General features: G+C 60.7%; 7 protein-coding genes. 1 reads left to right on the plus strand and 6 read right to left on the minus strand.

All coding sequences use genetic code 11. From position 1 onward, the window contains the following. Positions 1-260, plus strand: a 260-nt coding sequence (locus ABX749_RS07620; RefSeq protein WP_372895445.1) for a hypothetical protein, incomplete at its 5' end; no start/stop codon positions are given. On the opposite strand, the gene ABX749_RS07625 is transcribed toward ABX749_RS07620, so the two are convergent. The 6 genes from ABX749_RS07625 to ABX749_RS07650 form a co-directional block, all read right to left on the minus strand. Next, the gene (locus tag ABX749_RS07625) at positions 253-1,473 is read right to left on the minus strand and encodes a right-handed parallel beta-helix repeat-containing protein (RefSeq protein ID WP_372895446.1); all 1,221 of its coding nucleotides are present in this window, start codon (positions 1,471-1,473) and stop codon (positions 253-255) included. The two genes, ABX749_RS07620 and ABX749_RS07625, sit on opposite strands and share 8 nt — an antisense overlap. 13 nt (positions 1,474-1,486) lie before the next feature. Then, the gene (locus tag ABX749_RS07630; RefSeq protein WP_372895447.1) at positions 1,487-3,124 is read right to left on the minus strand and encodes a cation:proton antiporter; all 1,638 of its coding nucleotides are present in this window, start codon (positions 3,122-3,124) and stop codon (positions 1,487-1,489) included. A gap of 79 nt (positions 3,125-3,203) precedes the next feature. Further along, positions 3,204-5,123, minus strand: coding sequence for an adenylate/guanylate cyclase domain-containing protein (locus ABX749_RS07635; protein ID WP_372895448.1), 1,920 nt, complete (start codon positions 5,121-5,123; stop codon positions 3,204-3,206). Between the two features lie 245 nt (positions 5,124-5,368). Then, on the minus strand, positions 5,369-6,985 hold the full coding sequence (locus tag ABX749_RS07640; protein WP_372895449.1) for a PQQ-dependent sugar dehydrogenase: 1,617 nt from the start codon (positions 6,983-6,985) through the stop codon (positions 5,369-5,371). A 172-nt stretch (positions 6,986-7,157) separates the two neighbouring features. Then, positions 7,158-9,329: a hypothetical protein gene (locus ABX749_RS07645; RefSeq protein WP_372895450.1), complete on the minus strand. Its 2,172-nt coding sequence runs from the start codon at positions 9,327-9,329 to the stop codon at positions 7,158-7,160. A 254-nt stretch (positions 9,330-9,583) separates the two neighbouring features. Then, a partial coding sequence (locus ABX749_RS07650) for a hypothetical protein (RefSeq protein WP_372895451.1) occupies positions 9,584-11,764 on the minus strand: 2,181 nt, incomplete at its 5' end.

Consider the following 11,764-nt stretch of genomic DNA (forward strand, 5'->3'; position numbering starts at 1 on the left):
ACGCCGACGAGATGCCGCGAGAACAGGTCGCCGAAGAAGAAGGCCGTCCGGTGTACTTGATGAGCACGGATTCGCCGTTGAAATCCATGACCGGGGAACTGGAAAAACTGGCCATGTTCGGCGGCCAGGTCGCCGGACAAGTCACCGCGATCGACTCGGCGGCAACCGTGATCCGGCGGATCGTCGACGAAGCCGAAGCGGTGATCGATGGCTTTGCCCGATCGGCGGGTCCGGCCGGGGATTCCGATTCGATCACTTGATCGGGACGGTGAATCTCGCGACGCACTCGGATCGTTTTAACAAATTCCAAGCGGGGTTTTGTTCAAGCCGCGGCAGGTCGGGAGTGGCGTGGCTGACGGAGGTCCAAGACGCCGCGATGGCCGACGATCCGTCCACCGCGCCTTGTCCGCGGTTTGCTTTGGCGGTCAGAGCGTTCAAGCGTTCGACCCGCACGGCCAAACCGTCGGCCGGGCCCATCAAGGTGTTGCCCAAGATCTCGATCCCCTTACCGGCCGATCCGCCGCCGATCAGACGCAGCGGCGGATTGCCGCTGGCCACGACGTAGTTGCTTTCGATCCGTAGGTTGTCGGGGATCGCCCCTTGGTGGGCCCGCGAATAGATGCCGCATCCCTTGGCGTTGGCGATGAAGTTATTGCGCAGGATCGCATCGGCGGCGGCTTGGATTCCGTGGTCGCCGGTGTCCCAGATCAAGTTGTCTTCGATCACGTTGCGTGGTTGACCGGTGGTGCCGTAAACCGTGATGCCCGGATACTTGGTGCCGTGGATCACATTGCCGACGATTCGATTGCCAAAACTCCCCTGTTTGATTTCGATGCCGTCGCCTTGGCTGACAGTCGGGCCGTCCAAGTCGTGGATGTAGTTGTATTCGATCAGCGAATCGGAAAAGACGCCTTTCCCTTCGTTGGCCCCCAAGTAAAACGCTTCACCGTGGCCGGCGGTATGATGAATGTGGTTTCGGCGAAGGGTGATCCGACGATAGACCGTCCCTTCGTGATTGCAGGTCACGGCGACGCCGCCGATGTGGTGGATGTGGAGATCCTGAAGGACCAGATCGCTCGACGGGGTCCCGCTGGCGTCAGGCCCGATACGAATGCCCGCCGCCCCGCCGGTGATTTCCAGGCCGCTCAGCACGAGGTGTCGGCAGCCTTCAAGATTCATCGAGTTCTGTTTCGCATCGGGGCGACGAAACAGGACCCGCTGGCCCTCGGCGGCTCGAATCACGATCGGGTTGCCTGATTCGCCACGGTGTCGCAGCACCAACCGTCGGGCATCCGAGTAGACGCCGGCGTGAAAGACCAGTTCGTCACCGGGTTTCAGTGAGTCACCGGCTAGAATCGCGAACCAATCGTCGCGCGGCCCGACCCGGATCACGTCGGCAGACACGGCTGCCATTGAACCCAAGCCGAACAGCAGCGACGCTGCGAAAACGAGTTGCCGAGAGATGGTGTTCATGATTTGCAGGGGGTCAGGGTCGCTGGATCAAGAATGCTTGTTCCAATTGATTCAGTTCCCGCAGCAAGGCCAGCGAGGCTTCGGTTTCTTCGGTGACGACGACATCGGCACCGACGCGGCGCAGTTTGGGGACACTGGCCTGGTAGCGGCAGCGAACCAGCAGTTTGCCTTCGGGGTTGATCTTGCGGATCGCGCGGACCACACGCAGGGCCACTTGATCGTCCGGGACACAGACGACGATGACGCCGGCGTGATGAACTTCGGCACGCTCCAGGATACTGGTGTCGCTGGCATCACCAGCGACCGTGCGAAATCCCAACTGCGAAAACGGGTGCAGGTTCACGGGGCTGAGATCCACCAAACAAACGTCTTGCCCCGTGGTTTCCAGCTGGGAGGCGATTCGAGAGCCGATCGGGCCGGCACCGATGATCGTCGCCAGTCGCGTCGTGGTGGATTCGGAATCGGACTTGCGGGGTGTTTCGACATCGATGGTTTCGTCGTGCACCAAACGCAAACCCGTTTTCATCAGCAAGGGTGTCAAGATCAGTGATCCGACCGCGATTGCGATGACACGCTGATAATCGATCTCGCGGAGCACGCCGGATTCGACACCCAACAAGATCAAGACGAAAGCGAATTCACCGACGTGTGCCAGTCCGACTCCCATGCCGAACGCACGTTGCAGCGGCATGCCGGTCAGTCGAAACGCAAGGGTTCCGGCCAACGCTTTCAACGCGATCAGTCCCGCCAGTGCGGCGCCCATCGCGAGCGGTTCGTGCCAAATCAGAGCGGGGTCAAAAATCAATCCGAGTCCGACAAAGAACACGGCGGCAAAGGTCTCGCGGAACGGCAGCACCAACGCATCGATCTGCTTGGTCCAGCGGTTACCGTTAAAAATCAATCCGGCGGCGAACGCGCCCACCGCGGGCGGCAGGCCGACCGCGTGGGCGGCCAACGTCACGCCGCCGAGCGAGACGATCGTAAACAAGATCACCATTTCTGGGCTGCGATAGCCCGCCAGCAACGGGATCAACCAGTTGGACAGACAGTAACGCAGCGTGATCACGGCCAACACGAACAGCAGCGAAACGGCGGCCAGTGCCAAATACTGACGCGGACTTGGTGCATTGCCCTCCCCGGTCAAGAGCGGGACCAGCAACAAGAGCGGAATCAAGGCTGCATCTTGGAACAGCAGGATCCCGATGGCGCATCGACCGTGCGGTCGCTGGGATTGCCCCCATTCGGTGAGCGCTTTAAAAACCAAAACCGTCGAACTGAACGCGACCGCCGAAGCGATCAGGACGGCCGATTGCCAACTCATCCCGAAGGCGACCAGCAGCGCAACGACGGGCACGGCCACCAGGGTCATCTGCGTCGCTCCGCCGATGAAGAACTTTCTGCCCAAACGTTGCAGGTCATCGAGCGAAAACTCCAGTCCGATCGAAAACAGCAGCAGAAACACGCCGGCTTCGGTGAAGTGTTCCAACTGGTGCGTTTCATCGCGGACCCAGCCGAGCACGCCCTGGCCGAGCAGCGCGCCGACGACCAGATAGCCGATCAACACCGACGCGTGAAGCCACCTGCAGATCAACCCGGCAAGCAGCCCTGCGGCCAGGATAAAAAGCAAGTCGTGAATGAGCGTTTGCGTCATCGCGTTGGGCAGGTGATGAAGGACTCGACCCGATGCGTCGTGCCGGATCTTACCAGTGGGACAAGCGTTCGCAACGTGTCTACTTTTTCGTCAGTGTCAAAACGCCGTCAAAGTCCTTCGAAGGCTCATTCAATTGGCCGCGGGCACGCTCCAGTAGATCACGACTGGGGCGGTCTTGGGGGTAAGCCTTGATTAGGGTTTCGATGAGTCGGGCTGATTTCTCAAAGCAACCGCGTTCAAACTCGTCGAGCGCCTGCTCGTATTCGATCTTTAGTCGCCGCCACGTTTCGTCGGGCTGGACCGTGACCTCGTAGACGTTGATGCAGTCTTCGATGCCGACGACCGACAGTTTGGCCAGTCGACGGCATTGGTCGCTGCATCCGGCCGACCGCACGGTCGTCTCGCCGGCCAAACAGGCGACACCGAGTTGCTTGGTCGCCGATTGCAAACGAGAACTGAGATTGACGGTGTTGCCCAACGGGCCGTACTGGAATTTCTGCCGCGAGCCGACGTTGCCGACCAGCGCCGGCCCGGTGTTGATCCCGACCCCGGCTCCGAATTTTTGTGGCAGCACACTGCTCCACCGCAGACGCAGCTTCTCGATCGCCCGCAGCATCGATTTGGCGCACGCGAGGGCGCGGTCGGCATGGTCGCGTTGGTCGCCGGGGGCACCCCACATCGCGAACACTTCATCGCCCATGTAATTGACCAACACGCCGTCGGAATCGATGACGCACTGGCTGAGCTCGGTCATCACGTCGTTGATCCATTCGATTGCTTTCCGCGGGCCCAGTTTCTCCGTCACGCTGCTGAACTTGCGAATGTCACAGAACAGCGCCGTCACGTCGATCTCTTTTGCTTCCATCAGTTGCGGATCGGAAACCAATTGGTCGGCCACCTTGGGTGAGAAAAATTCGGCCAAGGAATTGCGGATGCGTTCTTGGTTTCGACGAGCCAGGCCGCCGGCCAACGCCCCGGCCAGTATCTCGATCAACGTCGCTTCCATGTCGCTGATGCCGGTGGCCAGCGCGCCGCTCGCGCAAATCGTTCGATCGCCGTAGATGACACCGATCACCTGATGTTCGGCATTCAGAATCGGCGACGCGACCGCACACTGCACGCTCTGCAGTGACGGCGCAAAGCGATCGGCGTCGCTGTCGGCAACGTTCGCGTCGGCGGGATTCGCTCCGCCCATTCCCGCGGTCTTGGGTTGGTGAATCACCGTCAAGCAGGTCTCGCGGACACGTTTGAGCAGCGTCGTGCTGATCCGGCCGCGCGGGTTGCCCTGTAATCCTTCACCGCGGGTGTGGTGGGCGACCTGGAACCAGCCGCCTTCCAATTCCGACTCGACGGGCAACTTGTCGGATTCGGCCGTTTCGCCACGCAGCAAGACGACGGTTCGATCCAGATCCACCATCTCGGCCGCCGCGCTGGCACACTTCTGAAAAAACGCGTTGCTGCCGACCGATTCCTGGACGACTTGCAAGGCCAGCTGGAGCATCTTGTTGACCTCCTGGCCCTCGGATTGGGCAAATTGCCCGATCGCGGCGGTGTGTTCGACGAAGCCCTGCCCACCGGGTACCAGTGGCAGACTTTCCAGGCTTCGGTAGTCGGCCGATCCCATTCCCGACGCATCGACCGCTTCGATCCGCAGGGAAAGCCGTCCGCCCAAATCGACCAGGATTTCTTCCTCGAATCGGCGGGTTTGTCCCGGCGGGATCTCTTGATCGCCGACGATCACGACCGGGCAGTGCTCGTGCAAATTCTTCAGTTCAAAGGCAAACGATTCGATCGGAGAGACTTCCATCCACTGTCGCGACATCTCCTTTTGACGCACATCGGCAACGATCAGCCGCGTCTCGGTTGCCGTCTGATGCAAGGCGACCGGGGGCGGATCGCCTTTGCGTGGATCCCGTCGCCCGATCACCACCGGCTGGTCAACGTGCACCTCGTTGATTCGCAGTCCGGCATGGAAGGTGGCGAGACGAAGGTGGGACATGGAACGATGTGTTGTTCAGAAAAGAGGGTTGGTCAAAAAATGAGTTGGTCAAAAAATGAGTTGGTCAAAAAATGAGCTGGTCAAAAAATGGGGCACAGATGACTTGCGACCAACGTACTAGATGGAATCTCAGGCGTGCGAGATGACAGAATGAGACAGAGAGATGGGGCTGCGTTGGATATTCATTTTTTGACCACCCCATTTTTTGACCACCCCATTTCCTAAATCTCCCCCACCCTGTCGCTCTACCGACGACTGATCCGCAAAAGCGATCCACTGTCGCGTTGAAATTTATCGTCGACGACCCAGGCATTTCGCAGCAGGACATACAGCGCCCCGTCGGGTGAAAAACGCAGGTCGACCGGACGCCGCAGCCCGCTGGCAAACGTCTCGGCGGGCCCGCCGGTCCGGGCGTCGATGCTGTGGATCCAGCCGTGCACAAAATCTGCGAAGACATAGCGGCCGGCCAGTTGGGCGCCCGCGGCATCGGGGGCGAAGTCGCCACCGGCGATGGAGGCTTCGCGGTAATGGTGAATCGGTCCGGTGTAGCCTGGTCGATCGATCGGCCCGTGTTCGATGTCGGGCCAGCCGTAATTAGTGCCCGCGACCCCGGGATTGATTTCTTCAAACTTCCCGCCCACGTCATTGATCAACATCCGACCGGTGGCTTGATCGATGGCGAACGTGAACGGGTTGCGGCAACCGAGTGCCCAGATGGCTTGATACTTGCCTTCGGTTTGGTCGACGAAGGGATTGTCTGGTGGGATGGATCCGTCTTCCATCAGGCACAAGATCTTGCCCTGCAGGGCCTTCATGTCCTGCGCGGGCTTCTTTGCCGTCTGTTCGCCGATCCCGACATACAGTTTTCGGTTGGGGCCGAAGTGCAACGCGCCGCCTTGATGGCCGGCCGGGACGTTGCCGCCGAACTTGCTCTGGTCGTCGCCGCGGAGCAAGATTTCTTCGCTGCTGGGGTCCGCAACGTCGCCACGGACACGAAACCGGCTGACGCGATGATGCGTGAACGGTTCTTTGACGACATAGCAAACGTACAACCAATTCGTCGCCGGGAAATCCGGGTGAACGGTGACGCCGATCAGGCCGCGTTCCCAGTGGTGCTCGACGTCCAGGGTGAGCATCGGTTGTTCCAGCAACTTGCCATGCTTGACGACTCTCAGATGACCGTCTTGTTCGCAGACCAGGACACGCCCGTCGTCCAGCACTTCCATCGCGGTCGCGCCGGAGAGTCCGGTGACCAGCGTCTGGATCTCGTAGCCGGCGGGGATTCGAATCGGCCCGCGCGTCGCGGAACCGAATTTGTCGCCGACGCCGGTACGCAGCGTTTCCAAGTACGCGATCAGGTCTGTGAATTGCTGCTTCGATAACGCTTTGGCCAAGTTATCGGGCATCGTCGACGTGGCGCTCGGTTTGATCGATTCGATGTCACCGCGGGCGATCCGCCACTGTTTGCCCGCCGAATCCGTCAATAACAGAAACTGTTTGTTTTCCTGCGTGATGACACCCGACCGGACCTCCCCGGAGGAGGTCAGCACGACACTGGTCTGATAGCCCTGAACGATCTGCCGTGACGGTTCCAAAAGCGATTCGATCAGGTGGATGCGATCAAACTTGCCTCCGATCTTGGACAGATCAGGGCCGACCTTGCCGCCCGACTGGCCGACCTGATGACAGGTCAGGCAACGGGTGATGCGTTCGTCGCGAAAGAGTTGCTTGCCGCGTTGGGCGTCGCCCGCGTGCGTCATCGCATGCCGTGCGAGTTCCGAGACCGAGGGCGGGGCGGCATGCGAGTCCGCCGACACGATGGCGGTGACGAGGAAGCAGACGGCGAGCGTGAGACGTTGCATCGTTGATTCCGTGAAAAATAAATCCAGCGCCGCGGCGTCGAAACGCTACGGCAAAGAATACACGAAATCAGATGGACAGAGGCGCTCGAGTTTCGATCGTGCAATCAGGCCTCGAGCCGGTCGACGCCGTGTCGGCCGGCTGAGGACGTTTGCTGCCCTACCAGATCATCTGCTATCGGCGACGTTGCGATTGCGCCGAATCGGCGAGCGACTCGGGGATCCAGGGCGTGCCGGCGCGGAAGACGCGTTGGTGGTACATCGCCAAAGAACGCAACGCGTGGCCTTTGGGACCGATGCTCCAATCGTGATCCAAATCGGAGCCCATCGAGCGGAGGAGAAACGCCACGGCGGCGACCAGACGACGGTCTTGCAATTGATCGTCCGGCGTGACGGTCAACAACCATTCGACGATGTGGCCGGTCGTCTGGACCTTGCGATCGACGTTTCCGTTGTCGGCTCGACCGTCGAACCAATTGGTGCTCATCGAACCGTCGCGGTTCTGGAGGGAATACGCATAGTTGACGAAGTCTTCGGTAAAGATTTCGGCGCGCTTCCACTGGCCCGTGATCGGTTTGCCTTCGGCGCGTCGTTTGCGCAGGGCGTGTGTGTAGCCCATCAGACGATGCGTCCCGCCGCAGGCACTACCGACGATCGGCTGTTTGAGTTCTTCTTCGATCAGCCGATCAAAATCCCAGCGGGTTCCATCGGCGGCGACCCACCTGCTGTCGGTGTCGAGATAGTGTGACAGTCCGATCAGCGTGAACGTCAATTCTTCGCCCGCCTTGCAGGCCCGCTTTTCGGAGTCGATCAACGCAGCGACGTCGTACTTCACTTTGCCAGCGTACAAGGGATAGTCGGTGGGAACATTGCACATGCCCAACACGGCCAGGAACTGGCCCTGGTGGCCTTGCAATCCGACGCCGCTTTTGGCTTGGATTCCGTTGGCGTCGTGGGTCAGCAGACGTTGCCCACGACAATTATTGTTACCGGCGATCCAGGCGATCGTGCTGTAGTGCTCGCGTCCAACGACCACCTTGGTTTCCGCACCGAAAACCATCATCGCGTGCATCATGCCCCAATTACTGCGTCCGGTGGCGATCTCTGGACGCTGGTAAAAGTAGGTCAGGATCCGTTCGATGCCGCGTCGCATGTTCGCGACCGTAGGCGTCGGAGTGACTTCGGCGGCGGGGCGACCGGTGTAGTCAAGGACCGGCGATTCGTCGGGCTGCAAGTCGCCGATCGATGCCGACGCACCGGCGTCGGCTGGGGGTTTCCGGTCGACGCTCTGCCGGGTCGGCGGCGCCGCTTCCTTCTGCGTTGCTTCTTTCTGTGTCGCTTCTTTCTTCACCGCCGTCGAGGTACTTTCGACGAGGTTGGTCAGCGGTTTTCGTTTGGGCAGCGGTTGGGTGTCGTCGACGACAGGTTGCCTCTGGGGCTCGTTGAGCGACGTGGCGGGCTTGTCCGCCTTGGTCGCCGCCTTGGTCGCCGGCTTCTCGCTCTGCTTGGTGACGCTGTTGTCACTGTCGCTGTTGTCGGCGGGAGTGCTGGCGTCCGGCGGTGGCAGCAAGGGCAGTTCACCAGCCGGAACCGCGCGTGTCGAGTCGACGGAAGATTTCGCTTCTCCCAGGGACATCGATCGGGCTGACGTCGATCGGGGCTGTGACAAGAACTGCGATTGGGGCTGCGATCGGCTGCGTTTGGAGAAGTCATCCCGCGGGGGCAGCGCCGGCGCGAGACGCGTCGCCGGTGCCGACTCCGTCGTCGCTTCCACGACCGCCCGGCCCGATTGGGCAACAGGGTCTCGCAGCGGCGAAACACGATTGATCGCGTCACGGGCGACCCAGCCGTCGTCGAGCACGGCGGCATTCGATGCGCGGTCGCTGTGCATCGGACCGATGTCTTGCGATGCGTCCGGCTTCGCCGCCGCTTCGCCGGCATGCCCCGGTGGGGTTGCGTTGGCGTTGTCCAGTTCCACGTCGCCCGGTGTGGGGATCGACGGGGCGGCGGGTTTCCTAGCAGGCAGGCTCGGCAAGGCACCGCGGAAGCGATCCAGGGGCCCGGAGGCGGGTGTTGCGGAAATCGTCTTGGAAGCCGGCTGGGTCAGCGTGTCTTCGGCGACGACGGCGGCCGAAGCGCGCTCCTGGCCCGTCGCGGTGGTCTCAGTCCGCTTCGTCCAAGCGGTCTCGGCAGGCAACACCTCGGGCGTTACCTCGGGCGCAGCCTTGGACTCCACACGACTGACCGTCACGTCCTTCGGCGCGGTCACGTTAGCCGGCGCGGTCAGCTGGATGGCTCCGTCGGCGACGGCGACGCCGGCCAAGCCGAGCGCGAGTCCGGCGGTCAATCCGGCAACCGCGGCGCGCAGCTGTCCACGTTTGACGCATTTTGGGGGGGGATTCAGTTGACTTCTAATTGGGCGGGTCGGCACAAGCGGGCTCCATCGAAAGCAGAGGGTTAGTGTCTGCTATCGGAAGCAATTCGCTTGGAATTCACCTAGAAACGCACCTCGATTTGACGAAGAAAAGCTCCGCGAGGTGGGGAATTTGTGCGGGCGGGTTGACTGCCAATTGCGGAAAAATTCCCGATCCGACTCAAGGCCTAGTTTCGTCGCAGCGTGGCGGCGGGATGCTGCTGCAGGAACCGCTGCTGACCCAGTGCAGTGACGCTGTCGGCGCTGACATAAACGTTTTTCAGATTTTTCAGGTCATCCAATTCGGCCAGTCCGTCATCGCTGATGGATGTTCCATACAGCCACAACCATTCGAGTTGCTTGAGCTTGCCGATCGATGCCATCGCGGCATCATCCAGGTTCGATTTCGCCACCCCCAGTTGTTTGAGATCGGGACAGGCCTTGACCAGTGCTGCCATGGCGCCATCGGCGATTCGTGCGTTGCTCAGGTGCAGTCGTTCCAGTTTCAGCGTGCCCAGAAGTTCCAGATCCGCTGCCTGGACGACGTTGCCTTCGAGACGAATTTCGGTCAGCCCGGGTAGTTCACGAACGAATCGAAACACACCGCTATCGAGTTGCGGATTGTCACGCAGCGTCAACTGCGTCAGTGACTTGAGTTCGGCGATGCCGTCGAACGCCTGGTTGGTGATCTGGGGGCAGTTCCCGAAATTGAGCGAGTCGAGTTGCTGCTTGTCGCACAACCCCGTGATCAACGCTTGGACTCCCGCGTCGGTCAGCGGGGCCTTTTGAATCCAGAGTTTGGAAAGCGACGGAATGGCAAAGATGGCATCTTTGCATCCGTCAGTGAGTCGGTTGGACGTGACGGTCAAGGATTGCAGATGGGGATGCGCTTTCAACGCGGCAAGCCCCTGATCGGTGACGGCATCGGAATCAATCACCAGTCCTTTGATCGGCAGCGTGGCGATCATTCGGACCTGTTGATCGTTGCTGTTGATGCGGGTCATGAAGACGGTGTGGACATCCTTTTCCTGACGCAGCTCTTTGAGCGTTGCGTCGGTCAGTGCGGTGCGCAGGTGGACGTTCTTTTTGTCGATTGCCGTCGTGACGCTGTACGCTTTGGCGGGCGTGAATCCCGGCGAATCGATTCTCAACGTGCGGAGATTGGGAAGCAGCTTTTTCAAGCGATCGGCGCCGGACTGAGTGACATTCGTCGCGCGAAGATTGACGTATCGCAGGTTGGTGAGTTCTTTCAGATGCAACAGCCCTTCGTCACTGACGGGCGAATCGGAGATGGTCAAGTACCTCAGTTCCCTCGCCGAGCCGAGACATTTCATCCCGGCATCGGTGATCGGGGATTGATAGGTCGACAAGGAATGCAAGTCCATTCGGCCGAGATGCTCCCAGCCGGCGAATGTCAATTCGGGCGACCGCATCAGGGACAGGTAGGTGGCGGTTTTGATTCGCGCCAGATGCTCGCACTGCGGGTCCGTCAATCCGGTCGCGGACAGGTGCAGTTTCGTCAGCTGTGTCAAACGGCTGATGACGTCGACCAAGTGTTCCGTCACCTGCTTTGTCGACAGGCTGAAGGACGTGAGGCGTTGAAGTTCGCCGACGGCCTGCAATGACTCGATGTCGATCGGAGAGAACCAGGAAAGGGATGTTAACCCTTTGACCCCTTTGAGCTGTCGGATGCCGTCGGCGGAGAAGCGGTTATCGAGCAGATGCAGTCCCGTCAGCGCGGGAAGATGTTGAAGTTGTGCCAGCCCCGTGTCGGTCACCGCGGTGCCGGCGAAGGACAAGTCGGTCAGCTGTTTGCAATCGAACAGGTGTTTGAGGCCGCCGTCGGTGATACCGTTGCCGGACAGGTTGACTCGCCGCAGTCGGGGAAGAAACTTGAGCCAGAACAGATCCTCGTCGCGGCTGATTTGCAGAGAATAAATCTCTCCGCGGGTGGATCGCTGGACGCGGACCCCGGCGGCGATCAGTGCTTCCACGGCGAGCTCTTCTTTCGTCATCCGCAACCGTTTGGATTCCGACGCGGCCAGTTTGGCGATTCGCTTGGTGTCGTCCGCGGCGAGCCGGTCGAGAGCCATCAGGGCCGCCTCGGTGCATTCACTGTCGCGGGTGATTTCCGCCAGCGCGCGGACGCATCGTTCGGCGACGTTGAAATCGTCGTCGCCGGCGGCATGTTCCAAACTCGCGATCGCGTCCTTGCCGCATTCGATCAAGAACAGATAGGCCGCGTGCCGCCGCGAGAATTTGGGGGCGGACAGTTGGTCGATGGCCGTTTCGATCGACCGTTCATCAGCGCGGTGTGGCGTTGACGGCTCGCTCGGTTGATCCGAGTGTTCAGCTTGCCGGGCGGAGCT

The organism is Stieleria sp. (assembly GCF_041595215.1).
Taxonomy (GTDB): Bacteria; Planctomycetota; Planctomycetia; order Pirellulales; family Pirellulaceae; genus Stieleria; species Stieleria magnilauensis.